General features: G+C 67.0%; 32 protein-coding genes and 1 tRNA gene. 26 read left to right on the top strand and 7 right to left on the bottom strand.

Annotated elements, in window-relative coordinates; all coding sequences use genetic code 11:
• The 9 genes from IE126_RS23335 (at position 1) to IE126_RS23295 (ending at position 6388) form a co-directional block, all read left to right on the top strand.
• Positions 1–1512, top strand: a complete 1512-nt coding sequence (locus IE126_RS23335; RefSeq protein WP_189382576.1) for a phage portal protein — start codon at positions 1–3, stop codon at positions 1510–1512.
• Positions 1512–2822, top strand: coding sequence for a S49 family peptidase (locus tag IE126_RS23330; protein WP_189382590.1), 1311 nt, complete (start codon positions 1512–1514; stop codon positions 2820–2822). The genes IE126_RS23335 and IE126_RS23330 overlap by 1 nt, the downstream gene beginning before the upstream one ends.
• A gap of 53 nt (positions 2823–2875) precedes the next feature.
• Complete coding sequence (locus IE126_RS23325; protein ID WP_189382574.1) at positions 2876–3256, top strand: head decoration protein; 381 nt, start codon at positions 2876–2878, stop codon at positions 3254–3256.
• Positions 3257–3281: 25 nt separating this feature from the next.
• The gene (locus IE126_RS23320) at positions 3282–4307 is read left to right on the top strand and encodes a major capsid protein (RefSeq protein ID WP_074556081.1); all 1026 of its coding nucleotides are present in this window, start codon (positions 3282–3284) and stop codon (positions 4305–4307) included.
• 11 nt (positions 4308–4318) lie between these two features.
• Complete coding sequence (locus tag IE126_RS23315; RefSeq protein WP_189382572.1) at positions 4319–4633, top strand: head-tail joining protein; 315 nt, start codon at positions 4319–4321, stop codon at positions 4631–4633.
• Positions 4634–4637: 4 nt separating this feature from the next.
• Positions 4638–5267, top strand: coding sequence for a DUF6441 family protein (locus IE126_RS23310; protein WP_189382570.1), 630 nt, complete (start codon positions 4638–4640; stop codon positions 5265–5267).
• Positions 5268–5330: 63 nt separating this feature from the next.
• Positions 5331–5588 (top strand): type II toxin-antitoxin system ParD family antitoxin, encoded by a 258-nt coding sequence (locus IE126_RS23305; protein WP_189382568.1) that lies wholly within the window; start codon positions 5331–5333, stop codon positions 5586–5588.
• Positions 5588–5932 carry a type II toxin-antitoxin system RelE/ParE family toxin gene (locus IE126_RS23300; RefSeq protein ID WP_189382566.1) on the top strand — a complete coding sequence of 115 codons (345 nt, stop codon included), beginning with the start codon at positions 5588–5590 and terminating at the stop codon, positions 5930–5932. Before IE126_RS23305 ends, IE126_RS23300 begins: the two co-directional genes overlap by 1 nt.
• A 33-nt stretch (positions 5933–5965) precedes the next feature.
• On the top strand, positions 5966–6388 hold the full coding sequence (locus IE126_RS23295; RefSeq protein WP_189382564.1) for an acyl-CoA transferase: 423 nt from the start codon (positions 5966–5968) through the stop codon (positions 6386–6388).
• Positions 6389–6396: 8 nt separating this feature from the next.
• Here IE126_RS23295 and IE126_RS23290 read toward each other — a convergent pair whose 3' ends face one another.
• A complete protein-coding gene (locus IE126_RS23290; RefSeq protein WP_189382562.1) occupies positions 6397–6600 on the bottom strand; it encodes a hypothetical protein in 204 nt (67 codons plus the stop codon).
• Between the two features lie 106 nt (positions 6601–6706).
• Here IE126_RS23290 and IE126_RS23285 point away from each other — a divergent pair, with 106 nt between their 5' ends.
• The 16 genes from IE126_RS23285 (at position 6707) to arsH (ending at position 22744) form a co-directional block, all read left to right on the top strand.
• Positions 6707–7645 (top strand): phage tail tube protein, encoded by a 939-nt coding sequence (locus tag IE126_RS23285; RefSeq protein ID WP_189382560.1) that lies wholly within the window; start codon positions 6707–6709, stop codon positions 7643–7645.
• 2 nt (positions 7646–7647) lie between these two features.
• A complete protein-coding gene (locus IE126_RS23280) occupies positions 7648–8085 on the top strand; it encodes a hypothetical protein (RefSeq protein WP_189382558.1) in 438 nt (145 codons plus the stop codon).
• Positions 8082–8315, top strand: coding sequence for a DUF7697 family protein (locus IE126_RS23275; RefSeq protein ID WP_229825839.1), 234 nt, complete (start codon positions 8082–8084; stop codon positions 8313–8315). Before IE126_RS23280 ends, IE126_RS23275 begins: the two co-directional genes overlap by 4 nt.
• Complete coding sequence (locus IE126_RS23270; protein ID WP_189382556.1) at positions 8308–10770, top strand: phage tail tape measure C-terminal domain-containing protein; 2463 nt, start codon at positions 8308–8310, stop codon at positions 10768–10770. Before IE126_RS23275 ends, IE126_RS23270 begins: the two co-directional genes overlap by 8 nt.
• Positions 10770–11396 (top strand): DUF2460 domain-containing protein, encoded by a 627-nt coding sequence (locus IE126_RS23265; RefSeq protein ID WP_189382554.1) that lies wholly within the window; start codon positions 10770–10772, stop codon positions 11394–11396. Before IE126_RS23270 ends, IE126_RS23265 begins: the two co-directional genes overlap by 1 nt.
• The gene (locus tag IE126_RS23260; RefSeq protein ID WP_189382551.1) at positions 11393–12277 is read left to right on the top strand and encodes a DUF2163 domain-containing protein; all 885 of its coding nucleotides are present in this window, start codon (positions 11393–11395) and stop codon (positions 12275–12277) included. Before IE126_RS23265 ends, IE126_RS23260 begins: the two co-directional genes overlap by 4 nt.
• Entirely contained in the window at positions 12274–12720 is a 447-nt protein-coding gene (locus IE126_RS23255; RefSeq protein WP_189382549.1) for an NlpC/P60 family protein, read from the top strand. Before IE126_RS23260 ends, IE126_RS23255 begins: the two co-directional genes overlap by 4 nt.
• Positions 12721–12729: 9 nt before the next feature.
• Entirely contained in the window at positions 12730–16728 is a 3999-nt protein-coding gene (locus IE126_RS23250; RefSeq protein ID WP_189382547.1) for a baseplate multidomain protein megatron, read from the top strand.
• A gap of 21 nt (positions 16729–16749) precedes the next feature.
• The gene (locus IE126_RS23245) at positions 16750–18672 is read left to right on the top strand and encodes a DUF2793 domain-containing protein (protein WP_189382545.1); all 1923 of its coding nucleotides are present in this window, start codon (positions 16750–16752) and stop codon (positions 18670–18672) included.
• Positions 18673–18705: 33 nt separating this feature from the next.
• Positions 18706–19014, top strand: a complete 309-nt coding sequence (locus IE126_RS23240; RefSeq protein WP_036707062.1) for a hypothetical protein — start codon at positions 18706–18708, stop codon at positions 19012–19014.
• Positions 19015–19087: 73 nt separating this feature from the next.
• A complete protein-coding gene (locus tag IE126_RS23235; protein ID WP_068767524.1) occupies positions 19088–19762 on the top strand; it encodes a YcbK family protein in 675 nt (224 codons plus the stop codon).
• Complete coding sequence (locus IE126_RS23230) at positions 19759–20004, top strand: hypothetical protein (RefSeq protein ID WP_407646087.1); 246 nt, start codon at positions 19759–19761, stop codon at positions 20002–20004. Before IE126_RS23235 ends, IE126_RS23230 begins: the two co-directional genes overlap by 4 nt.
• A gap of 257 nt (positions 20005–20261) precedes the next feature.
• Positions 20262–20582 (top strand): ArsR/SmtB family transcription factor, encoded by a 321-nt coding sequence (locus tag IE126_RS23225; RefSeq protein ID WP_189382543.1) that lies wholly within the window; start codon positions 20262–20264, stop codon positions 20580–20582.
• Entirely contained in the window at positions 20579–21598 is a 1020-nt protein-coding gene (gene arsB, locus IE126_RS23220) for an ACR3 family arsenite efflux transporter (protein WP_068767521.1), read from the top strand. Before IE126_RS23225 ends, arsB begins: the two co-directional genes overlap by 4 nt.
• The gene (gene arsC / locus IE126_RS23215; RefSeq protein WP_189382540.1) at positions 21595–22023 is read left to right on the top strand and encodes an arsenate reductase (glutaredoxin); all 429 of its coding nucleotides are present in this window, start codon (positions 21595–21597) and stop codon (positions 22021–22023) included. The genes arsB and arsC overlap by 4 nt, the downstream gene beginning before the upstream one ends.
• Positions 22016–22744 carry an arsenical resistance protein ArsH gene (gene arsH / locus IE126_RS23210; protein ID WP_068767556.1) on the top strand — a complete coding sequence of 243 codons (729 nt, stop codon included), beginning with the start codon at positions 22016–22018 and terminating at the stop codon, positions 22742–22744. Before arsC ends, arsH begins: the two co-directional genes overlap by 8 nt.
• Before the next feature lie 2 nt (positions 22745–22746).
• Here arsH and IE126_RS23205 read toward each other — a convergent pair whose 3' ends face one another.
• The 5 genes from IE126_RS23205 to IE126_RS23185 are packed head-to-tail and all read right to left on the bottom strand — an operon-like array spanning position 22747 to position 25480.
• Positions 22747–23529: a sulfite exporter TauE/SafE family protein gene (locus IE126_RS23205; protein WP_068767519.1), complete on the bottom strand. Its 783-nt coding sequence runs from the start codon at positions 23527–23529 to the stop codon at positions 22747–22749.
• A gap of 22 nt (positions 23530–23551) precedes the next feature.
• Positions 23552–23953: an OsmC family protein gene (locus IE126_RS23200; RefSeq protein ID WP_197474264.1), complete on the bottom strand. Its 402-nt coding sequence runs from the start codon at positions 23951–23953 to the stop codon at positions 23552–23554.
• A complete protein-coding gene (locus tag IE126_RS23195) occupies positions 23953–24180 on the bottom strand; it encodes a thioredoxin family protein (RefSeq protein WP_068767518.1) in 228 nt (75 codons plus the stop codon). The genes IE126_RS23200 and IE126_RS23195 overlap by 1 nt, the downstream gene beginning before the upstream one ends.
• A 14-nt stretch (positions 24181–24194) precedes the next feature.
• Positions 24195–25193, bottom strand: a complete 999-nt coding sequence (locus tag IE126_RS23190) for a permease (protein ID WP_068767517.1) — start codon at positions 25191–25193, stop codon at positions 24195–24197.
• Positions 25190–25480: an ArsR/SmtB family transcription factor gene (locus IE126_RS23185; RefSeq protein ID WP_068767516.1), complete on the bottom strand. Its 291-nt coding sequence runs from the start codon at positions 25478–25480 to the stop codon at positions 25190–25192. Before IE126_RS23185 ends, IE126_RS23190 begins: the two co-directional genes overlap by 4 nt.
• A 199-nt stretch (positions 25481–25679) precedes the next feature.
• On the opposite strand from IE126_RS23185, the gene IE126_RS23180 reads away from it, so the two are divergent.
• A complete protein-coding gene (locus IE126_RS23180; protein ID WP_068767515.1) occupies positions 25680–25946 on the top strand; it encodes a ribbon-helix-helix domain-containing protein in 267 nt (88 codons plus the stop codon).
• 137 nt (positions 25947–26083) lie between these two features.
• Here IE126_RS23180 and IE126_RS23175 read toward each other — a convergent pair.
• Positions 26084–26160 (bottom strand) — tRNA-Met (locus IE126_RS23175).
• Between the last annotated feature and the right edge of the window lie 24 nt (positions 26161–26184).

Here is a 26184-nt window from a genome sequence, read left to right as displayed (position 1 = left end):
ATGGTGCTCGACGCCTTACGGTCGCGCCTTGGCTCCATCATCGGCGGGTTCGACGCGGCTCAATCCCACCGGCGCATGCGCGGTTTCCGAGCCACGCGGGCGCATGTGAACACGCTGATCGCGGCCTCTGGGGAAACCATCACCGCCCGGGCCCGCTGGCTGGTGCGCAACAATGGCTATGCCGCGAACGCGGTCGACGCCTTTGCGAACCATGTCGTCGGTGACGGGCTCAAGCCCTCGTCGAAGATAACTGAGGCCGCGAAGAAAGAGGAGCTGCAGAAACTCTGGCTCGCCTGGACCGACGAGGCTGATGCTGAGGGGCTGACGGACTTCTTCGGGCTGCAGCGCCGCGCCGCGCGCGAGGTGTTTCTGGCGGGCGAAGTCTTCCTGCGCATCCGCACCAGGCGGCCGGAGGACGGGCTGACAGTGCCCATGCAGCTGCAGATGCTGCCCTCGGAAATGCTGCCGCAGGACATGACCCGCGTCCTGCCCGGCGCGGGATCGATCCGGCAGGGGATCGAGTTCGACGGGATCGGGCGGCGCGTCGCCTACCACTTCCTGCGTCGCCACCCCGGCGACATGACCGATCCGGGGCTGGCGGGCGAGACGGTCCGGGTTCCGGCCTCCGAGGTGATCCACATCCTCGACCCGGTCGAGGCGGGCCAGCTGCGCGGCGTGTCGCGCTTTGCCGCGGCCGTGGTGAAGCTCTTTACCCTCGATCTCTATGACGACGCGGAACTCGAGCGGAAGAAGACCGCGGCGATGTTTGCGATGTTCATCACCTCCCCCGCTCCGGAGACCGCCCTCGATCCAGCCGAGGACGATCTGGAGGTGGAACCGGGCCAGGTGGTGCGGCTTGACCCGGGCGAAGATGTAACCACGCCGTCTACCCCTGACTCCGGCAGCACCTATGAGCCATTCCAGTACCGGACGCTGTTGCAGATCGGCGCGGCGCTGGGCGTGCCCTATGGCTATCTCACGGGCGACACGGCCAAAGGCAACTTCTCGAACACGCGGATCGCGCTCGTCGACTTCCGCCGTCGTATCTCGGCTTTCCAGCATTCGGTGATGGTCTATCAGCTTTGCCGTGCCGTCTGGACGCGCTGGATGGACATGGCGGTGCTGGCCGGTGCCATCGATCTAACAGGTTATGCCAGCGACCGGAGCGCATACCTCGCCTGCGACTGGCTCCCCACGAAATGGGACTGGATCGACCCCGCCAAGGATGCCGCGGCCGAGATCCTGCAGATTGAGGCGGGCCTGAAATCTCGCACACAGGCCATCGCCGAGCGGGGATACGACGCCGAGCAGGTCGACCGGGAAATTGCTGCGGAACGGAAACGCGAGGCGGAACTGGGTCTGGACTTCCGGCGGCCGGGGTCGCCCGCGCAGGCGGCGGGTGGCGGCACTGGGCCGGGTGATGCCGAGGGCCAGCAGGAAAATCGGCAGGACGGCAGCAATCAGGATGACGACGGCGAGAACCGGGAACCAAGGCCTGCGGAGGACGCATGATGCACCACACCCAGATCGCCCAGCGCGTCTTCAACACACCGCTGATGGTCGATCCCGCAAAGGCGCTGGCCTTCCTGACCGGGCTTGGCCCCCGGATCGTTGGGCGGGAAATCAGCGTCGAGGGGCTGGAGATTGCGGCCATAGATCGGGATCCGGCCAGCCTGCCCGCGCGCGCCTCTCTCTTCGGCGACGACCTGACCAGCCGCCAGGCGCGCAACGGCGGCCAGCCCTTCGCAATCGTCGATGGGATCGCGGTGATCGAGATCGCGGGCACGCTGGTGCATCGCGGGGCCTGGATCGGGCAATCCTCCGGTCTGACCTCCTACGAGGGGATCGCGGCCCAGCTGCAGGCGGCCGTCACCGATCCCGCCATTCGCGGCATTGCCCTCGACATCGACAGCTTTGGGGGCGAGGTGGCCGGTGCCTTCGATCTGGCGGATCGCATCCGCGCAGCGCGTCAGGTCAAGCCTGTGCAGGCTTTCGTCGCCGATCACGCCCTCTCGGCCGCCTATGCGCTGGCCTCACAGGCCGACCGGATCATCCTGCCCCGCACCGGCGCCGTCGGTAGCATCGGCGTCGTCGCGATGCACAGCGACATGAGCGGGGCGCTCGATCAGAAGGGCATCGCGGTGACGCTGATCCATGCGGGTGCCCGCAAGGTCGATGCGAACCCCTATCAGCCCCTGCCCGAGGCCATCCGCGCCCGGATCGCAGACGAGTTGGAAGACCTCCGCCAGCTCTTCGCCGAAACCGTCGCCGAAGGGCGCGGCCGCCGCCTCGACACGCTAGGCGCGCTGGGCACCGAGGCCGCCGTCTATCGCGGCGAGGCGGCGATCTTCGCCGGTCTCGCCGACGAGGTCGCCGATCCCGTCACCGCCTTCCGCGCTTTCGCCGCCGCACCCCGCGGCACATCCACCCTCACATCCACCCCCAAAGGAAAGGGCCCGATGATGACCACCGCCCCCGAAGACCATGCGCAGCCCACGGCCGCCACCCCGCCGGAACCGGCCCCGCCCGAGGCAATCGCACCGCCGCAAACGGCGGCGGCCGCCATGTCGCCCGAAGCCATCCGCGCCGAGGCGGCGGAGGTCGCACAGGTCTGTGCGCAGGCGGCGCGCCTTGGCATCCAGATTGATGCCGCCGAAGCCGTGGCCAAGGGTGTGAAACCCGTGGCCCTGCGCGCCAAGGTGCTGGCCGATCTCGCCGCGCGCAGCGATGCCGCGGGCATCATCGCCACCGCCCCGGCGGCGGGCGCGAAGGAAAGCCCCATCGTGGCGGCCGCGAAGAAGTCGGCCGCCGCCTCGCGCTAACGCGCATTGCCCAGATCGGGCGCCCCCACCCCCACCATCCTGGAGACTGAACCATGCCCGTCCTGACGGAACCGCCCAGCATGGGCGACGTCCTCAAATACGAGGTCAACCCGAACTACACCCGCGATGTGGTGACGCTGCTCGCGGGCATGCCCTATCCCGTGGGCTCGGTGCTCGGCAAGATCACGGCCAGCAGCAAGTACACCCTGTCGCCCGCGACCGGGGCCGACGGATCGCAGATCGCCTCGGCCGTCCTGCTTTACGCCGTCGACGCCACGTTGGCCGATGCCACCGGCATTGTGCTGGTCCGCGGTCCCTCGATCGTGTCGCGCGCGGCCCTCGCCTACGGCGCCACGGTCGATGACGGCACCAAGATCGCCGCGAAACTCACCCAGCTGGCCGCCGTCGGCATCATCGCCCGCGACGGCGTCTGATCCCCCTCATCCCCCGGAGCATCCCATGACCCTCGTCCGCAATCCCTTCGACGCTGGCGGCTATTCGCTGGCCGAGATGACGCAGGCCATCAACATCCTGCCCAACCTCTACACCCGCCTCGCCCAGATCGGCCTCTTTCGCTTCGAAGGGGTCAGCCAACGGTCCGTCATCATCGAACAGTACGAGGGCGTCCTCAGCCTGCTGCCCTCCGTCCCCCTCGGCGGCCCTGCTACGGTCGGCACCCGGGAAGGCCGGTCCATGCGGTCCTTCGCCCTGCCGTGGATCCCGCATGACGACGTGGTCCTGCCTGCCGACATCCAGGGACAGCCCGCGCTGGGCGGCGCCTTCGATGCGGCCGATCCCCTGGTCGAGGTGATGAACCGCAAGCTCCTGCTGATGCGGCGCAAGCACGCCCAGACCCGCGAATACATGGAGATGAACGCGCTCCGCGGCATCGTGAAGGACGGGGCCGGGACTACCCTCTACAACTACTTCACGGAATTCGGTCTCGCGCAGATCTCGGTCGACTTCGTTCTCGGCACCGCGGGCACCAACGTGCAGGGCAAGGTCCGCGAGGTGCTGCGCGCCATCGAGGACAACCTTCTGGGCGAGGCCATGACCAGCGTCCATGCCCTCGTCAGCCGGGAATTCTTCGACAAGCTGATCGCGCACCCGAAGACCGAAGAGGCCTACAAGTTCTACGCCTCGACCGGTGCCCAGCCGCTGCGCGAGGACGTCCGCCGCAACTTCCCCTTCGGCGGCATCCTGTTCGAGGAGTATTCCGGCACCGTCACCCTCTCGACCAAGGCCACCGAACGGCTGGTTCCCGCGAACGAAGGCATCGCCTTCCCACTCGGGACGATGGACACCTTCACCACCTATGGCGGCCCTGCGAACCTGCTCGAGACCGCCAACACCATCGGCCTGCCGCTCTATGCCCGCCAGCATCTCGACGAGAAGGGCCGCTGGATTGACGTGATGACCGAGGCCTCGATCCTGCCGGTGAACAAGCGGCCCCGGCTGGCGATCCGACTGCACACGTCGAACTGACGGACCCACCCATGTCCGTCTTTGCCGCCGCTATGGACCGCATCTTCACCCATACCTCCATGGCGGCCCCGGCCCTCTGGATCTCGGCCACCACCTCCGAGGAACGCCCGATCCGCATCATCCGCCGCGCGCCCGACCGCGTCACCGACTTCGGCGCTGGTCGCTTCGTCAGCGACACGACGGTGGTAGATGTGCGCGTGGCCGACCTGCCCACCCCGCGACCGGGCGATGTGATCGTCATCGGCGCGGACAGCCATGTCATCCAGGGAGAACCCCTGCGCGACCGGGAACGGTTGATCTGGACCCTCGATCTCCGCCCGGCGTGACACGATGAAACTGAAGCTCACCATCGATCCTGACATCGTCGCGATGATGCAGGCCGAAATCGCCGCAGGCGAGAAGGCCGTCACCACCGCCATGCGCGAGGCGGGCGCGGGCCTCAAATCCGCCTGGCGCGGCCAGATCACCGGCGCGGGACTGGGCGCCCGGCTCGGCAACTCGATCCGGCTCGCCACCTATCCCAAGGGCGGCGAAAGCCTGAACGCCGCGGCGCTGGTCTGGTCGAACGCCCCGGTGATCGTCGGGGCCCACGACACCGGGCCGCTGATCCGGTCACGCAACGGCTTCTGGCTGGCGATCCCCACCCAGGCGGCGGGCAAGTCCACGCGTGGCGGTCGCATCACCCCCGGCGAATGGGAACGGCGCACGGGGCTGCGACTGCGCTTCATCTATCGCCGCCGGGGCCCGAGCCTGTTGGTCGCCGAGGGGCGGCTGAATTCGAAAGGCCGGGCTGTGGCGTCGCGCGCGAAGACCGGCCGCGGGCTGACCACAGTGCCGATCTTCCTGCTGGTGCCACAGGTCAAGCTGCGCAAGCGGCTGGATCTGGCGCGGGATGCGGAACTGGCCATCGACGGCGTGCCGGGGCGGATCGTGGCGGGGTGGGTTGAAACACGATCATGACGGGGCCTGTCGACACGGCAGACTGATTGGCATATATTGCCAATGATCCGCAGGGAGACTCCCATGGCCACCAGAAACGTCGTCCTGACCGAAACGCAATCCGACCTTGTCGACCGCCTGGTGGCATCCGGGCGCTATCAGAACGCGTCCGAGGCCCTGCGCGCCGGGCTGCGCCTTCTCGAGCGCGAAGAGGCGGAGATGACCGAACTGCGTGCACGCCTGACGGCTGGTCTGGACGAGGCCCGACGTGGTGATCTGGCCGAGGGCAGTGGCGAAAATGCCATCCGTCGGGCATTTGCCGCTGCGCGTGCAAATGCCTGATGCCGAAACCCTGGCGTCTGACAACGCAGGCGGAGGCCTCGCTGATCGAGATTGCCCGCTGGACCATCGAGACCTTTGGTCCACGACAGGCGGCGGCCTATGAGGATGACCTGATCGCGACCTGCCGCGGGATTGCCGCGGGCACCGCCCTGTCACAGGACTGCCGTCGGCTCGTTGATCCCGATCTGGCCGAGAACCTGCGCTTCACGCGCGCAGGCCAGCACTTCGTGGTCTTCATTGAAGACGCCGACCAGGTGATAATCGTGGACTTCCTGCACAGCCGCGCCGACCTGCCGCGACGGCTGGCCAACCTGCCGCTGCCGAAAGGTGGCGGGGAACACTGACCCCGGGCCTGTCCCGGAACCCCGGAACAACAGATGCCCACCATTCGCGAAACCGTCCTCGCCGCGTTGCACGCGCGGCTGCAACCGCTTGCCGCCCTCACCCTGCGTGACGAGGTTCTTCCCGAGCGGATCCCGGCGGCCGGGTTGATCATCTTGCGCGACGGCCAGACGGGCGAGCCGGATGTGACGCTGTCGCCCCTGCGCTATCACTACCAGCACAGGGCCGAGCTGGAAGTCGTCGTCCAGGCGGGCACCGGCCGGGCCAGCACCTTTGACGACTTGGTCGCCGCCATCGGCGCGGCGCTGGAAGCTGATCGGACGCTGGGCGGCCTCTGTGACTGGGTCGAACCCGAGGCCCCAGCCTCGGTCGACTTGCCCGTCGAGGGCGCCGCGGCCCTGAAGGCGGCGATGATCACCGTCGTCCTGCATTACTCTACATCTGGTCCGCTGCAATAATGCGGCGTTCACCCACGCCCGTTCGGGTTGTTCCCCAACAGCCAGAGAAGAAGGCAAGCGAGAATCGGTGAAAACAACACGCTGACCAGCACCCATCCGACAGCATTGCGACGGCGGTTGGTCGCCATGCCAGCTGGCAGCAAGATGAACAACCAGAACATAAAATACAGAGACGCCAGCATAAAGATGATCAGAAAGACTGACTCGATCATGGTGTTTTCCCAAATGTCCTTCGGACCACGCGGTCGCTGAAATCTCGAGGCTCCAAACCTCGCTTCAGGCCGAATTACAGACTTTCGAGGAAAGGAGAAACTCTTCATGGCACGCGCACACGGCGCGCGGGCGCAGATGGCGCTTGCGTTCGAGACGGTTTACGGCACCCCGCCCGCGAGCGGCTATCGGTTGATGCCGTTCGCAAGCACCACGCTCGGATCAGAACAGCCGCTGATCGCCTCGGAGCTTCTGGGCCAGGGACGCGACCCGCTGGCCCCGATCAAGGACGCGGTCACCGCCGACGGCGATGTCGTCGGGCCGATCGACGTCGAGGCCTTCGGCTTCTGGCTGAAGGCCGCCTTCGGCGCCCCGACTACGACGGGGACCACGCCCAAGACCCACACCTTCCAGTCGGGCAACTGGACCCTCCCCTCGATGGCCATCGAAGTAGCCATGCCCGAAGTGCCGCGGTTCGCGATGTATGCGGGTTGCGTGATGGACCAGCTGTCCTGGCAGATGAACCGCTCCGGTCTGCTGACAGCGACCGCACGGCTCATCGCGCAGGGCGAAGCCATCGCAGCCGCCACCGCGGCGGGAACGCCCACCGCGCTGGGCCTGCAGCGCTTTGGCCATTTCAACGGGGTGGTGAAGCGCAACGGCACGGCCTTGGGCAATGTCGTCTCGGCCGAGATCACCTATGCCAACGGCCTCGACCGGATCGAGACCATCCGCAACGACGGCAAGATCGAGGGCGCCGATCCCGGCATGGCCGCGCTGACCGGCCGGATCGAGGTGCGCTTTGCCGATAGCGCCCTCGTCACCCAGGCCATCGACGGCACGCCCTGCGAGCTCGAGTTCGCCTACAGCCTCGGCGCGAACGCCAGTTTCACCTTCACCGCCCACGCCGTCTACCTGCCGGTCCCGCGGATCGAAATCCCCGGACCCCAGGGCATCCAGGCCACCTTCGACTGGCAGGCGGCCAAGGCCACCAGCCCCGCCCGCATGTGCACCGCCGTCCTAGTCAACACCCTTGCAGGATACTGACCATGATCCGTTTGAACCTCACGAACCGGCCCGAATGGCTGGACCTGCTGCCCGGCCTGCGCGTCCTTGTGGCGCCGCTCACCACCGCGCTGATGGTCTCCGCCCGCGCCGATCCCGTGATCGACAACCTGTCGGAAACCTCCAGCCGAGAAGACATGGCCCTCGCGATGGCCAAGGCCGTCGCCCGACGCGCGGTGCTGGAGTGGGAAGGCGTCGGAGACGATGATGGCAACCTCGTCCCGGTCAGCCCGGCGGGAATCGACGCCCTTCTCGAAATCTGGCCCGTATTCGAGGCCTTCCAGGCGCAATATGTCGCCCGCGGCCTGATGCTGGATCTGGAAAAAAACGCCTCCGCGCCCTCGCCGACTGGTCCTTCGGCGGGGGCGACGGCTACTGCGCGGCCTGCGCAGGCCCCTGCCCCGACTGCCCCGCAAGATTGAACCGGCCGCAGACCATCGAGGGCTGGCAGGTCTGGGACCTGACCCAGCGCCTCGGTGGCCAGCTGCGCATCGCGCCGGGGGCAGTGATCGGATGGGACATGGGCGCTGCGCTTTCACTGGCAGAGGCGCTGGGCGTTAGCGCACTGATCACCGCCGAACTGCTGCCCGAGATCGAGGCGGTGATGGTGCGCAAACTGAACGAGCAGATGGAAGGACGCCGGAATGGCTGAGAAGAAGGTCTCCGTCCGCCTCGTGGCGGAGGGCGGACGTCGCGTGCGCGCCGAACTGGAGGGTGTCGGCGAGGCTGGAGCACGCGGGTTTGGCCGCCTGTCACGCGAGATGGAACTGGCGAACACTCGGCTTGCGGCCTTTGCGCGCCGGGCGGGCATCGCCCTCGGGGCCGCCGCTGCCGCCGCCACTGCCTCACTTGGACTGATCGTTCGTTCGACGGCCGAGAGTGCCGCGCAGATCCGTCAGTTTGCACAGGTCGCCAATGCGACGCCCGAGGCCCTGCAGCGCTGGTCGGCTGGGGCGCGGACGGTGGGCATCGAACAGGAGAAGCTGGCCGACATCCTGAAGGACGTGAACGACCGGGTCGGGGATTTCCTCCAGACCGGCGGCGGGCCGATGGCGGATTTCTTCGAGAATGTGGCGCCGCGCGTGGGCGTCACCGCCGACCAGTTCGCGCGTCTATCGGGGCCGGAAGCCCTCCAACTCTACGTTGACACGTTGGAACGCGCTGGGCTCAGCCAGCAGGAGATGACCTTCTATCTCGAGGCCATGGCCTCGGACGCCACGCGCCTCCTGCCGCTCCTGCGGAACGGCGGGGCGGAAATGGCGCGGCTTGGCGAGCAGGCTTCCGACCTTGGCGCAGTTCTGGACAGTGAGGCCCTCGAAGCCCTGCGTCGCACCCAACTCGCGCTGGGCACAGTCTCGCTGGTGTTCGACGGCCTGCGCAACCGGATCGCCGTCGCCGTGGCCCCGACCATCGAGGCGCTTGCCAATGCCTTCGTCGCCCTCGCGTCAGACGGCGGCATCCTCCGCTCGGCCATCGACGGGCTGATTGGCAACCTAGGGCGTCTTGCCTCCTACGCTGCGACCTTCGCTGCCGTCATGGCCGGGCGCTGGGTGGCGGGGCTTGCCGCCGCCGCGCTATCCGTGCGCGGCTTGGCCACCGCCTTGGTGTTCCTCCGCGGCGCCTTGATCCGGACCGGCATTGGCGCGCTGATCGTCGGCGCCGGAGAGCTGGTCTATCAGTTCTCGCAGCTGGTGGCCCGGGTCGGCGGGGTGGGCGAGGCCTTCCGGCTGCTCGGAGATCTGGCCCGCGAGGTCTGGTCGCGCATCGGCCTGTCGCTGGATGCAGCCCTCGCGCGGATGGCGGCTGGATGGGAGGGGCTAAAGGCGGCGGGTCTCTCGGCCCTTGAGGGCACCATCGCGGGCGTCGTCAGCTTCGGCGACCGGACGGCCGCGATCTTCCAAGGGGCCTATGACGCGGCGGTCGCAATCTGGGGCAGTCTGCCCGGGGCCATCGGCGACTTCGCATTTCAGGCCGCGAACGGGCTGATCTCCGGCGTCGAGGCGATGTTGAACGGCGTCGTCACCCGGATCAACAGCTTCATCGAGACCCTGAACGCGGCCCTCGCGCTGCTGCCCGAATGGGCTACGGGCGAAGGTGGCGTGCGGATCGGCATCCTCGATCCGGTGGAACTGGGGCGCATCGGCAATCCCTTCGAGGGCGCGGCAACGGCCGCAGGGGCCGCCGCTGCAGATGCCTTCTCCGCCGCGCTGTTGCGCACCTACCTCGAGCCGCCCGACCTCGGCCTCGGCGCCATGGCAGACGATGCCCGCGCGCGAGCCAACGGCTATCGCGAAGCGGCAGGGATGCTGGCTGACGCTGCGGGTCAGCCGCTCGCCAGCTGGCAGGCGCTGAAGGATGCGGTGACTAGCACAGGGACGGAGGCCGAAACCGCGCTGGCGGATGCGGCGGGTGCAGCCGATGCCCTGACAGCCGGGCTGAATGACACGGCCACCGCCACCGATGGCGCTGGCGGCGCTGCACGCGACGCGGGGGCGGCTGCAGCCCAAGGCGCGGACAAGGCCCTCACCGGCTGGCAAGCCGTCACGGCCGCGCTCGCCGACTATGCCGCCAAGGCGCGCGACATTGGCGGGGACATTGGCAGCATGCTGGTGGGCGCTTTCCAGAGCGCGGAGAACGCCATCGGTGACTTCGTGAAGACCGGAAAGCTCGACTTCCGTGATCTGGTCACGTCCATGATCGCCGACCTCGCGAAGCTGGCCGCGCGCCGCTTCATCCTCGGCCCCATCGCCAATGCTCTTTCCGGCGCGCTGGGCGGCGCGGGTGGAATTTTCGCGAACATCCTGCATGCGGGCGGTATGGTCGGTGCCCCTGGTCCCGGACGCACGGTCCCGGCGCTGGCCTTCGCGGGCGCGCCGCGCATGCACAACGGCGGCTGGGCCGGTCTGCGGCCAGACGAGGTGCCCGCGATCCTGCAACGCAGGGAGCGGGTTCTCTCTCGCCGAGAGTCGGAAGGGTACGGCCAGGCAGGCGCCTCGACCGTCAACGTCACGATCAACGCCCGCGACGCCGAGAGCTTCCGCCAGTCCCGCACGCAGGTCGCCAGCGACATCGCCCGCGCCGTGTCGCTGGGCCGGAGGGGGATGTGATGGCCTTCCACGAGGTCCGGTTTCCGGACAACATCAGCCGCGGGGCACGCGGTGGCCCCGAGCGCCGCACGCAGATCGTCGAACTGGCGAGCGGGGCGGAGGAGCGCAACGCCAACTGGGCCAACAGTCGCCGCCGCTATGATGTCGCCTACGGCATCCGCCGCGCCGACGATCTGGCGGCGGTTGTCGCCTTCTTCGAGGCTCGCAACGGCCGCCTGCACGGCTTCCGTTTCAAGGACTGGGCCGATTTCAAGTCCTGTTTGCCATCGCAGACGCCGGGGCCAGCCGATCAACCCGTCGGCACCGGCAACGGGGCGGTCACCCTGTTCCAGCTGACCAAACGCTACACCTCGGGCGCGCAGTCTTGGACGCGAGCCATCACCAAGCCCGTCGCCGGAACCGTGACCATCGCCCTGAACGGCACCCCGCAAGCCTCCGGCTGGTCGGTCTCTACCGCGACAGGCTTGCTAACCTTCACGTCGGCCCCGGCCGCTGGCGTCGCCATCACCGCAGGCTTCGAATTCGACGTTTCCGTCCGCTTCGACACCGACACCCTCGACGTCACCCTCGACCTTGAACGCCTTGGCTCGATCACCTCGATCCCCCTCGTGGAAATCCGCACATGAAGTCCCTGAACGCCGCTTTGCAGTCCCATCTCGACGAGGGCACGACGACGCTCGCCTGGTGCTGGCGCATCACCCGCGCCGATGGCGTGACCTTCGGCTTCACCGACCACGACCGGACCCTGTCGTTCGACGGCACCGAGTTCGAACCGGAAAGCGGCCTGACAGCCTCCGAGGTGCGGTCTGGCTCCGACCTCTCAGTCGATACGCAGGATGCCCACGGCGTGCTGTCGTCTGACCGGATTACGGAGACGGACATCCTCGACGGCCGGTGGGACGCCGCAGTTGTCGAGGTCTGGCGCGTGAACTGGGCGAGCCCCGCGCAGCGTGTGCTCCTGCGTCGCGGGGCGATCGGCCAGATCCGGCGCGGGCGGCTGGCCTTCGTGGCCGAGGTGCGCAGCCTCGCCCATGTGCTCGGCCAGACGGTCGGGCGGACGTTTCAGGCGAGCTGCGATGCCGCGCTGGGCGATGCGCGCTGTGGCGTGAACCTTGACGCCCCGGCCTTCAGGGGCAGCGGCGCGATCATCGATGTGCTGCGCGACCGTGCTTTTACAGCCTCCGGCCTCGGCAGTTTCGCGGCGGGCTGGTTCGCCTTCGGGCTGGTGGAATGGTCGACCGGGGCAAACGCCGGGCGGCGCGTCGAGGTGCTGTCGCATGATTTGGTCGATGGCATCGCCATCCTGACCCTGCTCGAAGCCCCGGTGCGTCCGATCACGGCGACGGATGCTTTTGTGGCCCGGGCGGGCTGCGACAAGCGGATGGCGACCTGCAGCGCGAAGTTCGCCAATATCGCGAACTTCCGGGGCTTCCCGCACATCCCAGGCCAAGATGCCGTGCTGCGCTACGCCACCAAGGACGGCGGCCACGAGGGGGCGGTTCTGTGACCGCGCCCGTCTCGACGGCCGATCCCGCCCGCGTCATTGCTGTCGCGCGGTCCTGGCTCGGCACACCCTATCACGACCAGGCCAGCCTGCGCGGGGTCGGCTGCGATTGCCTCGGCCTCGCGCGGGGCGTCTGGCGCGACGTCGTCGGCCCGGAGCCATTTCCGATCCCGCCCTACAGCCGGGACTGGGGCGAGACCGGGCCGCGCGAGGTGCTGGCCGATGGCGCAAGACGGATGATGCCGGAACTTGATCCATCCGAGGCCGGGCCCGGCGCGCTGATCCTGTTCCGGATGATGCCACGCGCCATCGCCAAGCATGTGGGCATCCTCACCGGTCCCGACACCTTCCTTCACGCCTATGAACGCCTCGGCGTGATCGAGGAGCCGCTGACACCTGCATGGCGACGCCGCATCGCCTTCGCCTTCCTGTTTCCTGCACGTTGAGACCTTCCCATGGCCACGCTTGTCCTCGGCGCTGTCGGTTCCGCCATCGGCGGGGCCTTTGGCGGCGCGATCCTCGGCTTCTCTGGCGCAGCCATCGGCGGCTTCATCGGATCGACCATCGGGTCGGTGGTTGACAGCTGGATCGTGTCCTCGCTGGCCCCTGCGCAGAAAATCGAGGGCCAGCGCCTCGACAGCTTGCGGATCACTTCGGCCACCGAAGGCGCGATCATCCCGCGCCTCTACGGCCGCATGCGCATCGGCGGCAACATCATCTGGGCCACGGATTTCCGCGAGGAGACCAAGACCACGACGCAAGGCGGCGGCAAGGGCGGTGGCGGTGGCCGGGTCCAGACGACCGAGTATCTCTACTATGCCAGCTTTGCGGTCGCCCTGTGCGAAGGCCCGATCACCGGCATCGGCCGCATCTGGGCAGACGGCAAGCCGCTCGACATGACCGGCATCACCTGGCGCTGGTATCCCGGCGACGAGGCGCAAGCGGCCGACTCCTTCATCGCGGCCAAAATGGGGGTGACCAACACCCCAGCCTATCGCGGGACAGCCTATGTGGTCTTCGAGGAACTGGCGCTCTCGACCTACGGCAACCGCCTGCCGCAGCTTTCGTTCGAGGTCTTCCGGCCGCTCGCGGATCCCGACACGGCCGAGGGGCTGGTCAAAGCCGTGACCATGATCCCGGCCTCGGGCGAGTTTACCTATGCGACCGAGGCTGTTCGCAAGACCGTGGGCGCATCCACGACGGTGTTCGGCCAGACCACCGGCGGCACGACATCGGCCGAGAACCTGAACGCGCTGCCCGATGAGGCCGACATCGTCGTGGCCCTCGATCGGCTGCAAGCCATGGCCCCGGCCGTCGAGAGCGTCAGCCTGGTCGTCGCCTGGTTCGGCAACGACCTGCGCGTGGGCAATTGCACGATCAAGCCGGGCGTGGAGGTGGCGGCCAAGGTTACCAGCCCCAAGGTCTGGGCGGTGAATGGCGTGGCACGGGCCGCCGCCCATCTCGTCAGTCGCGACGTCGAGGATCGACCGGTCTATGGCGGCACGCCTGCCGACTTTGCGGTGGTGCAGGCCATCCGCGAGATGAAGGCGCGCGGCCTGCGCGTCACCTTCTATCCGTTCCTGCTGATGGACGTGCCAACCGGCAACACGCTGCCGAACCCCTACAGCGCGAATGCCGCCACGCCGGGCCAGCCCAGCTTCCCGTGGCGCGGGCGGATCACCTGCTCCCCTGCTGCGGGATATGCCGGGACCGCGGACAAGTCTGCCGCAGCGGCCACGCAAGTCTCCAGCTTCTTCGGCGCGGCGACCCCGGCGCAGTTCGCAGTGTCGGGCGACAGCATCAGCTGGACCGGTCCCGCTGACGATTGGGGCCTGCGCCGCATGATCCTGCACTATGCCCATCTCTGCGCGGTCGCGGGCGGGGTTGATGCCTTTCTGATCGGCACCGAGATGCGCGGACTGACGACGATCCGGTCCAGCGCCAGTGCCTATCCGGCCGTGACGGCGTTGAAGGCGCTGGCGGCGGCCGTGAAGACGATCCTCGGGCCGGGCACCAAGGTGGGCTACGCCTCCGACTGGTCGGAGTATTTTGGCCACCAGCCGGGCGACGGCAGCGGCGACGTGTTCTTCCACCTCGATCCGCTCTGGTCAGACGCGAACATCGACTTCATCGGCATCGACAACTACATGCCGCTCTCGGATTGGCGCGATGGGTTCGACCACGCCGATGCGCTCGAGGGCTGGGCCGCGATCCATGACCGGGGCTATCTGCAGGCCAATATCGCCGGTGGCGAGGGCTTCGACTGGTTCTATGCCTCGGCCGCTGACCGGTCGGCCCAAATACGCACCCCGATCACGGATGGCAGCGCAGGCAAACCTTGGGTGTTCCGCTACAAGGATCTGCGCGCCTGGTGGTCGAATGCACATTTCGACCGGCCGGGCGGGTTGGAAAGCGGCACGTCCACGTCATGGGTGCCGCAATCGAAGCCCGTCTGGTTCACCGAACTCGGCTGCCCCGCCATCGACAGGGGCACCAACCAGCCGAACGTCTTCTTCGACCCAAAGTCGTCCGAGAGCTTTACGCCCTACTTTTCGCGGGGCTGGCGCGACGACGCCATCCAGCGCGCCTATCTGGAAGCCAGCTACCTCTGGTGGGGTCAGGGCGCGAACAACCCGACGTCGTCCGTCTACGGCGGCCGGATGGTCCATGTCCCGGAATGCGCCGCCTGGACCTGGGACGCGCGACCCTATCCGTTCTTCCCCGAACTGACCGGTGTCTGGACGGACGGCCCCAACTGGCGACTTGGCCACTGGCTGACCGGCAGGCTAGGTGCAGTGTCGCTCGCCGCCCTTGTGCGCCACCTCTGCCTGCGCGCGGGACTGGCTGAAGACCTCATCGACGTCTCGGGCCTCTGGGGCGCGGTCGAGGGTTATGTGATCGGCGCGCTGGAAAGCCCGCGCGCATCGATTTCCACGCTGGCCCGACATTTCGGGTTCGATGCCATCGAGACCGAAGGCGTGATCCGCTTCGTCGTGCGCGGGCGGGCATCCAGCCTGACCCTCACGGTGGATGATCTGGTCTCCACCCGCGAGGGCGAGGCCTTCGAACTGACGCGCGGCCAGGAGACCGAGCTGCCTCAGGCGCTGAAGTGGCAGGTCGCGCGGGCGGACGAGGACTATGACGTGGCGCTTGTCGAAGCCCGCCGGACCACGGTCGACACGACGCGCATCGCTTCCGAGTCCTTCCCGATGGCGATCCCGCCCGAGGAGGCCGAACGCCGCTGCCGCCGCGCGCTGATGGAGGCGTGGATCGGACGGGAAAGCGCGACCTTCCGTTTGCCGCCCTCGCGGCTCGCCCTCGACCCTGCGGACGTGATCCGCCTGGCCCATGACGGTCGCGAAGTGGAATTCCGGCTTGTCTCGGTCGCCGACGCAGAGGAACGGGGGATCGAGGGAGTCCGCCAGGACCGTGCCGCCTATGATCTTCCACCGGGCGATCCGCGCCCGGCATCGCTCGCCAGTCCCGTCGTCTTCGGCACGCCGGAAGTGGTCATGCTGGACCTGCCGCAGATCAGTGAGGATCAGCCCGCCCATCGACCCCTGATCGCCGCGCATGCCAGCCCCTGGCCCGGCGAGATCGCCGTCTTCCGCAGCGCCTCGACGGATGGGTTCAATCTGCTCACCACCTTCGGCAGTCGGGCGCGGATCGGCACCGTGGCTTTCGACTTCTTTCCCGGCCCGACCTCGCGCTTCGATCTGGGCAACGCGCTGGTGGTCGATCTCCTATCCGGAACGCTGGAGAGCGTGACAGACGTCGCGCTGTTCGGCGGGGCAAATGCGGTAGCCGTCGAGGCAGCGGCGGGCCTTTGGGAGATCGTCCAGGCGGGCGCAGCCGAACTGATCGCGCCCGGCCGTTATCGCCTGACCCGCCTGCTGCGCGGTCAGCGCGGGACGGAGCATGCCATGGGCAACCCGGCACCGGCCGGGGCGCGGGTCGTGGTGCTGGACGCGACCTTGGCCGCGCTCCCCATCGCCGAGGCTGACCTTGGCTTGCCTTGGAACTGGCGGGTCGGCCCGGCCGCGCGTTCTGTCACGGATGACAGCTATGCCGCGCTGGGCTTCACGCCGACCGGGCGGGGCCTCGTGCCTTTTGCGCCAGTGCATGTCGAACAGCCCTGGCGGATCGCGCGAGCCCCAGGCGATCTGAGGATCCGCTGGACCCGGCGGTCCCGCGCGCTGGTGGCCGATGCCTGGGAGCAGGTCGAGGTTCCATTAGCCGAGGACCTGGAAAGCTACGATGTGCAGATCCTCGACGGGACGACCGTCAAGCGCACCCTGACCAGCAGCACGACGTCCGTCCTCTACACTGCCGCCCAGCAGACCGCCGACTGGGGCGCGCCGCTCGGGCCCGGCCAGACACTGGCCATCCGCATCTACCAGCTCTCGAACCGCCTCGGTCGCGGCACGCCAGCGACCGTCACGCTGCAATTCTGATCCCAACCCACGGGAACCCCCATGTCCGACACCACGACCCATCTGGGCCTGCCCTATCTTCTGGCGGCGCAGGCGCAGAAGCATGTCACGCATAACGAGGCGCTGCGCCTGCTCGACGCCATGGTGCAGCTTTCCGTCCTCGACCGCACGCGCACTGCGCCCCCGGCCAGCCCGGTCGACGGCAACCGGCATTTGGTGGCCTCGGGCGCCACCGGCCTTTGGGCAGGGTGGGATCTGAACATCGCCTTCTGGGTGGACGGCGCGTGGATCCGCCTCGTGCCGCGCACCGGCTGGATGGTGTGGGTCGCGGCCGAGGGCCTGTTCCTCGTCTGGACCGGCAGCGCATGGGAGGTCGTGGGCGAGCCGCGCGACGTCTCGGATGCGGTCTTCAGCCTGGTCAACGATGCGGACCCGACGAAGAAGGCCACCTTCTCGCTGGCAGGGATCAGCGCCGGGACCACGCGCAGTTTCACCCTGCCGAACACCTCCTCGGAACTGGCAATCTTGGCGGGAACCCAGACCTTCACCGGCAACAAGACCTTCTCCGGCACGTTGACCGCCTCGGGCACAGTCACGGTCTCGGCTGCCTCCGCCAGCATCGGGACGGCCACGACGACCGCCACCTACGGCATGGGCACCGGGGCCACGACCACGGGCGTGACCAAGACCGTGAACCTCGGCACCGGCGGCGCCTCCGGATCGACCACGGTCGTGAACATCGGTTCGGCCACCGCCGGAGCGGGCGGCACGACGGTGGTGAACACGCCCACTGTCACATTCGCCAATGCCGTGACTCAGGTCGGCATGCCTCAGGCCAACCTGACCGCGCAGCTCCTCGGCCTCGGTGGGGCGACAGCCGACAGCTTCAACCGGCTGTCCATCAACACGCCTGCGGTGCTGCTGAACAACGCGGGCGCCGGGATCGAAGTGACCGTCAACAAGGCAGCCCCGGCGAACGACGCCGCCTTCGCCTTCAAGACCGGCTTCTCCGCCCGAGCGCTGATCGGCCTCTTGGGCAACGATGACTTCAGCTTCAAGGTCAGCCCGGACGGCTCGGCCTTCTTCGACGCGATCCGTATCGACCGCACCAACGGCCAGGTGGAACTGCTGCAGCCGACGGTATTGCCGGGACTGGCCGCAGCGCCTACCCCGCCGCCCGCAGGCAAGGCCGCTGTCTATGCCCGCAGCCGCGCCGGGGCGCCGTGGATCGACGTGATGCGTCCCTCGGGGCGGGACTTTCCGCTGCAGCCGCATTTCGGGGTGAACCGGATCGCCACGTGGTCGCCGTCGGTCACGACGACGATCACCACCGAAGGGATGCCGATCACTTCGGTCGGCACCGTTTCGCACCCGACGCTGGCCGCCACGAACCTTGCCGCCTCAATGCGGCGCTGGCGCCTGACCTCGGCGGCCGTCGTGGACTCGGTCGCCGACCAGCGATCCGCAGGCTGGGCCTGCTGGCGCGGCAACGCCGCGGGCCTCGGCGGCTGGACCTTCGTCACGCGGATTTCGCTGACGACCCTGCAGGCAACTGGCATGGGGTTCTTCGGCCTCTATGGATCGACGGCCGCGCTGGCCACCACCCTGACGCTGGCCGCCGCCATCAACTGTATCGGCATCGGCTTCCAGCGCGGGACGCACACCCGCTGGCAACTGGTCGCGAACGACGGCACCGGGGCGCCGACGCTCACCGACATGGGCGCGTCCTTCGCCATTGCCACGGGCGGGGTGCTGACCCTGTTCATCGCGGCACCGCCGAACGGCAGTTCCGTCTGGGTGCGCGTCGTCGACGAGGTTTCGGGTGCGATCTTCGAGCAGGAGATCACCGCAGACCTGCCCGCCGCGACGCAGTTCCTGTCGCCGCGGCTGTTCCTGAACACCGGCGCGACCGCCGCCGCCGTCGCCTACGACTGCGCCGGTGTCTACCTCGAAACTGATTTCTGACCAACCGCAGCCTGCGGCAATGAAAGGACCATCATGAACGACCAGACCACTCTTGCCGGGGAGGTCGCGCGGGCCTTTCGGGACCACGGGATCACCGCCGCGCTGACCGCCCTGATCGGTGGCACCATGGCCTTGATCGCGGCGATCACGCGCAAGGCCTTCACCAACGAGGCCCTGCTGGATCGTCTTGATCGCGAACTCATCACCGAACGCGACCGCTCCGACAAGCAGCGCAGCGAAGATCGCAAGGTGGATGGCGACCGCCTCGACCGGATCGAGACGGACATCCGATCCATGCGGGACATGCTCTTCGACGCCTTCCAGCGCGGCCGATCAGACTGACCGCCTGGCGACCACACCACAACGACCATGTTCCCCGCCCAAGAGGCGGGTTTTTTCATCTGGAGGATCCACGATGCCCACCCTGACCTACCCCCACTGGCGCGACGTGCCCGCGACTGCATGGCGTTGGCCGAACTTCTCGGCCGCCGAGATCGCCTGCCGCGGCACCGGCGCGATCAAGATCAACACGGAAGCCATGGACAAGCTGCAGGCCCTGCGCGACCGGCTGGGCAAGCCGCTGATCATCCGCTCGGCCTATCGCAGCCCGGAACACAACCGGGCCGTGGGCGGGGCCCCGGCCTCGAAGCACATGCAGGGCACGGCCTTCGACATCGCCATGTCGAACCACGATCCCGCAGCCTTCGAGGCGGCGGCGCGGGCGGTCGGGTTCCTGGGGTTCGGCTATTACCCCCGCTCGGGCTTCATGCACATCGACCTTGGTCCTGCCCGGTCTTGGGGCGATCCTTTTGCGACGCGCGCGGTGCCCTTCGCCCCGGAACTGCCGCCCGCGCGCGAAGTCCTGTCGGAAAGCCGCACCTTGCGTGGTGGGGGTGCGGCTGGAGCAGCGACCGTCGGTGCGGCCGGGGTGGATGCTGTGAGGGGCGTCCTAGCCGAGACCCAGTCCACGATCCAGCCGCTGGTGCCCTACCTCGACACGCTGCGCTGGGTGCTGATCGCCATCGCGCTGATCGGCATCGCCGTCACCATCCACGCCCGGCTCGACGACTGGAAACGGGGCCAGCGGTGATCGGCTGGCTTCTGACCCATGGCCCGGCGCGCAAGGCGCTGGGCCTCATCCTTTCCGCCGCAGCGATCCTGCTGTTCCTTCTGAACCTGCGCCGTGCCGGTGAACGCGCAGGACGCGCCGCCGAACGGCTTGATGCCCGAGAGAGAAACGATGCCATCCAACGCCAGATGCTCGACGCCGCCGCCCGCCGCCCTGCTGATCGCGATGCTCTGGCTGACCGGCTGCGCGACGGTAAGTTCTGAGACCAGCGCGCCCTGCCCGCCTGTGGTCGAGTACACCGCAGCAGATCAAGCGCGGGCCGCCGACGAGGTCGAGGCGTTGCCGGAAGGGGCCGTCGTCGTCCGGATGCTGAGCGACTACGCTGTGTTGCGCGACCAGGCGCGCGCGTGTCGGTGATGACCGCACGAAAGATCATGCAGTATTGCCTCTCTCAGGGTTGTCCTATCACAACGATAGTTATATCGTTTATCGACGATTAACGAAGCCATTGGAATCACGCGTGCCTCAGAACGATCACCTTGCAGCTCTGGCAAAGGCGCTGGCTCATCCGGCCCGTCTTCGTATCCTTCGGCTTTTGCTGGCCACCCCCGGCTGCATCGGCGGTGACATCGTGGATGCTGTCGGCCTGGCACAGTCCACGGTGTCAGAGCACCTGCGCATCCTCAAGGCGGCGGGGATCATCTCGGGCGAGATCGACGGGCCGCGCGTGTGCTATGCGCTGAACCCCGATGCGCTGGCCCCGCTGGCGGAGTTCATCGCCAGCCTGACACCGCCCCCCGGCGATGCCTGCTGCGTTCCCACCCGGAAGGAAACCACATGAGTCTGTTCGAACGCTGGCTGACCCTATGGGTCGCCCTCTGCATCCTGGCGGGCCTTGTGCTGGGCAACCTCGCGCCGGGCCTGTTCGGTGTGCTGGCCGGGCTGGAATACGCCTCGGTCAACCTTGTGGTGGCCGGGCTGATCTGGGCGATGGTCTATCCGATGATGATCGCCATCGACTTCGGCTCGCTGAAGGATGTGGGACGTCGACCGAAAGGCCTCATTATCACGCTTGCGATCAACTGGCTGATCAAGCCGTTCACCATGGCGGCGCTGGCGGTGCTGTTCTTCAACCACCTGTTCGCCGGGCTGATCGATCCGGCCAAGGCACCCGAATACATCGCGGGGCTTATCCTGCTGGGTGCCGCGCCCTGCACGGCGATGGTCTTCGTCTGGTCGCAGCTGACCAAGGGCGATCCGAACTACACGCTGGTGCAGGTCAGCGTGAACGACCTGATCATGGTCGTGGCCTTCGCGCCGATCGTCGCCTTCTTGTTGGGCGTGACCGACATCTCGGTGCCATGGGAGACGCTGATCCTGTCGGTCGTGCTCTACATCGTGATCCCGCTGATCGCCGGGGCACTGACACGGCGCGCCTTGATGGCGCGCGGGGGTGAAGTGGCGGTGTCGGACTTCACGGCGCGGATCAAGCCCGCCTCGGTCCTCGGCCTCTTGCTGACCGTGGTGCTGCTCTTCGGCTTCCAGGGCCAAGTGATCATCGCGCAGCCTCTGCTGATCGCGCTCATTGCCGTGCCGATCATCATCCAGTCCTATGGCATCTTCGCGCTTGGCTATGCCTGGGCCTTTGTGTGGAAGCTGCCCCACAAGGTGGCAGCGCCCTGCGCCCTGATCGGTACGTCGAACTTCTTCGAACTGGCAGTGGCGGTCGCCATCGGCCTGTTCGGCCTGAACTCGGGCGCGGCGCTGGCAACGGTGGTGGGCGTCCTCGTCGAAGTGCCGGTGATGCTGTCCTTGGTCGCCTTTGCCAACCGCACCCGTAACCGGTTCCCGGCATGACCTTTCCCGTCGTCATCCACCACAACCCCGATTGCGCGACATGGCGCAACACCCTCGGGATCATCCAGGCCGCCGGGTATACGCCCAACGTCATCGACTATCTGAAGGAAGGCTGGACCCGCCCGCAGCTTCTGGCGCTGTTTGCTGCGGCGGGCCTCACCCCACGCGATGCCTTGCGCATCGCCCGATCGCCTGCCGAGGAGATGGGCCTGACTGCGGCCGACGTGACAGACGACCAGCTACTGACCGCGATGGTGGCCCATCCGATCCTCGTGAACCGGCCCCTCGTCTGCACGCCCAAAGGCGTGCGCCTGTGCCGCCCGTCCGAGACGGTGCTGGACCTGCTGGACCGCCTGCCTCCCGGTCCGCTGGCAAAGGAGGACGGTCAAATGATCATCGATGCCGAAGGAAACCGCCTTGTCTGACCAGCACTCCGACACGCCCAACATCGATGACGCACTGTTCCTCGGCATCGACCGCGACCGGTTGTTCAGCGGCGCGCCCTCGGTCCACCCAGCGCGCATTCTGATCCTCTACGGCTCGCTCCGAGCCCGCAGCTTTTCCCGTCTGGCGGCCGAGGAAGCGGCCCGCATCCTGACGCGGCTCGGGGCCGAGGTAAGGATGTTCAACCCGTCCGGCCTGCCGCTGGTCGACGACGGGGTCGATGCGACCCACCCGAAGGTGCGGGAACTGCGCGATCTTTCATCCTGGTGCGAAGGGATGGTCTGGTCCTCGCCAGAGCGCCACGGTGCGATGACCGGTCTGATGAAGACGCAAATTGACTGGATCCCGCTGTCCGAGGGTGCCGTGCGACCGACCCAAGGCAAGACGCTGGCGGTGATGCAGGTGTCGGGCGGCTCGCAGAGCTTCAACGCCGTGAACCAGATGCGTGTCCTTGGTCGCTGGATGCGGATGCTGACGATCCCCAACCAGTCCTCGATCCCAAAGGCGTTCCAGGAGTTCGACGAGGCCGGGCGCATGCGACCGTCGCCGCTCTACGACCGGATCGTGGACGTGATGGAGGAATTGATGAAGTTCACCCTGCTGACCCGTGACCGGGCCGATTACCTCGTGGACCGCTATTCCGAACGCAAAGAAAGCGCGGAGGCGCTGATCAAGCGGGTGAACCTGTCGGCGGCGACCTGACACTAGCCGTGACGCCAGACCTTGACCGAGGATACAAGCAGGATGGCGACCAAAACGGGCAGCAGCACGACCTCGGGCACGATCCCCAGAAGCTGGCCGCCGACGGCGACGCCGATCACTGACCCCAAGGCCATGAACAGCACGAAGCCCTGATTGCGCGCTAGAACCGTGAAGCTGTCGTCGCGACTGTATCGGGCGAACCCGACCAGCATGGTGGGCAGGCTGATCGCCAGCGACAGGCTGCCTGCGAGTTTCAGGTCGATCCCGAACAGAAGGACCAGCGTGGGGATCAGCAATTCACCCCCCGCAACGCCCATCAGCGAAGCCACGATGCCGATGCCGAACCCTGCGACAAGGCCCGCGACGATCTGCGCAGGTCCGGTGACAAGGGCAGCGGGCGACAGGGTCGTGATGTGGCTGAGCGCGAGGACTGCCGCGATCAGCACCAAAAGCCCGGCCAGAACGCGATAGAGAGTGCGGGATTTCATCCGCACAGCGAGCCCGGCCCCGATCCATGCGCCAAGCAGGCTTCCCGCGAGAAGGTTCAGGATGATCGGCCATTCGGCCAGCACCTGATCCAGCGGCACGGTTCCCGCCCGGAACGGCAGCGCTGTGGCCACCACGATCAGACTGGTCGCCTTGTTCAGGATCACCGCATCAAGAGCTGCAAATCCGAACATGCCGATCAGGAGTGGAAGACGGAACTCTGCCCCGCCAAGCCCGATCAGCCCGCCGACTATGCCGACGGCTGCTCCAGCCAATACGATCCGCGGCCATCCGACCATACCTGCCCCCCAATTGAACCTGTTACACCTTGCGGCGCAGGCTTCCCTCGAGCGGCACGGCTGATGACAGCGTGTTCGAGATGGTGCCGTATTTCAAGATGTTGCGGTGCAACAGATCAAGGCGTTGGTCAGTCTCGGCACTCTCGACGACGATCGCATACCGGATCAGCATCAGCTTCGGTGGCGCGTCCTGGCGGATCGCTTCCAGCGCAACCTCGGCGCCATCGATCTGGAAATTGAGCATCGGCGTCACCCGCTCGATCCCCTTCAGCATGCAAGCGGCAAGTGCCGCCAGCAGCAGTTCCACCGGGTTCATCGCATCGCGCCGCCCAGCCAGATCGGTGTCGAGCGTGACTTCGGCCTCCTTCGCCACAGCAAGACTGCCATGGGCGTCAATGCGGCGAGCGTGGACGCGATACTCCATCAGATGAGCCGTCCGATTTCTTCCGCCGTCAGCACCTTGCCGGTCGAGACGACCTTCTCGTCCACCACCAGCCCCGGCGTCGACATCACCCCATAGGCGGCGATTTCGGCAAAGTCGGTGACCTTGATGATCTCGGCCTGCTTGCCAGCCGCTGCCGCGGCGGCCCTGGCGTTTTCGCCAAGCGTTACACATTTCTTGCAGCCCGAGCCGAGGATCTTGATGATCATGAGGCAGTCCTTTCTCAGATGAACCAGTGGGTCATGGCGTTGAAGATCAGCCCGATGGACAGGATGCCGAGGGTCACGACGCCGGTGAAGGTGACGAGGAGCGGCATCTTCACCACCCGCTTGAGCATGATCAGAGATGGCAGCGACAGGGCGGTCACCGCCATCATGAAGGCCAGCACCGTGCCAAGGCCCACGCCCTTGCCGACCAGCGCCTCGGCGATCGGCAGGGTACCGAAGATGTCGGCATACATGGGGATGCCCACCAGCACTGCCACGGGGACCGACCACCACTTGTCCTGCCCGAGCATGGCCGAAATTACGTTGGCGGGTACCCAGTTGTGGATCGCAGCCCCAATGCCGACACCGATCAGCACATAGGGCCAGACGCGGTGGACGATCTCCACTACCTGATCGCGCGCATAGGTCAGCCGCTCGTTCCGGGTCATGGTCGCGGCCTCGCCCGAGACGGGAACCGTGCGGACAAACTCGGCGACCTGATCCTCCATCCCCAGGCGTCCGATGATCGTCCCGCCCACGATGGCCACCACAAGCCCGACTGCGACATAGGCAAGGGCAATCGGCCAGCTGAAGATCGAGGCCAGCAGGATGACCGAGGCCAGATCCACGAGCGGCGAGGAGATCAGAAAGGAGAACGTCACCGCCAGCGGCAGGCCAGCGGCGGTGAAGCCGATGAAGAGCGGGATCGACGAACAGGAACAGAACGGCGTCAACGTGCCCAGAAGGGCCGCGAGCGTGTTGGCGCCCAGACCGGACCGTCCGCCCAGCATGGCCCGCGTCCGTTCGGGCGGAAAATGGCTTTGAACATAGGAGATGGCAAAGATCAGCACCGAGAGCAGGATGAAGATCTTGATCACGTCATAGACGAAGAACTGCACCGACCCGCCAATGCGCGAGGCGGGGTCCAGCCCGACGGCCGCCACGCCCGCGCCGACCAGATCGTTGAGCCAGGTCATCCGCAGCAGTTGGTCGTTCAGCCAGCCAAACACGCTCATGCTGCCCGTTCCGTGACCATGATTGGCCGCTCGAGCGCAGCTTCGACTAGACGGGCGAGGGATGGCGACAGTTCCGGGCTGATCCGGTAGCGCACCCATTGCGCGTCGCGACGGTCCAGCACCAGCCCCGCCTGCTTCAGCACCTGCATGTGCCGCGACATCCGGCTTTGGGTGGCTCCCAGCTTTCGCATCAGCTCGCAGACACAGTGTTCCGACCCATCCGCCAGCAAGCGCATGGCTTCAAGACGGGTCGGTTCGGCAAGGGCAGACAGAACGGCTAGGATCATCGGCGGCGCTCCACTTCATGCGCATCTGCGCATAGGCGGGCGTTCCGTGCCGTGATCTGGATCAAGCGAAGCGAGGCTACGACCATTCTATAACGCGCGAGAAACGCATCCAGCGCGAACAAGGACAGAAAGGGACGTCGTGCAACTTGCCTGCGTGTTCATTTTTGGTGATCGTGAACACACGAAAGTGGAGGACAACATGTCCCAGACCAAGACGATGGGTGTCCGCATCAGCAGTGCGCTGAGCGAGTTCGCGGCAGCGAACGTGGGCGACAACGGAACGTACGAGAATACCAGCGAGTACGTGCGCGATTTGATCCGCCACGACAAAGAACGGACGGAGCAGGAGGCGTTTGATCGTCTGAAAGCCGAACTCATGCTTGCCTTCGCCGCACCGGAGGAAAGCTATCGGCCATCGAGCGCAGCTGACGTGATTGGTCGGTTCCGGGATGATCGTGGCGTCTGATCGGCAGCGCACGGCACGCAAAAGGCCCCCGTCGAAGGGGGCCTCGATAAACGTTGACCAGGTGTTGACAAGAATTTGGAATGACAAAAGCCGAGCGTTATGCTCGGCTTTGAAGTCTTTGATAAGGTTGGTAAATTTGGTTGCGGGGGCAGGATTTGAACCTGCGGCCTTCAGGTTATGAGCCTGACGAGCTACCGGGCTGCTCCACCCCGCGTCCGGGTGTTTTTTGTATCGTTGA

The sequence above is a fragment of the Gemmobacter nanjingensis genome, assembly GCF_014652195.1.
Lineage (GTDB): Bacteria > Pseudomonadota > Alphaproteobacteria > Rhodobacterales > Rhodobacteraceae > Gemmobacter > Gemmobacter caeni.
This window is presented reverse-complemented; position numbering and strand designations above follow the sequence as displayed.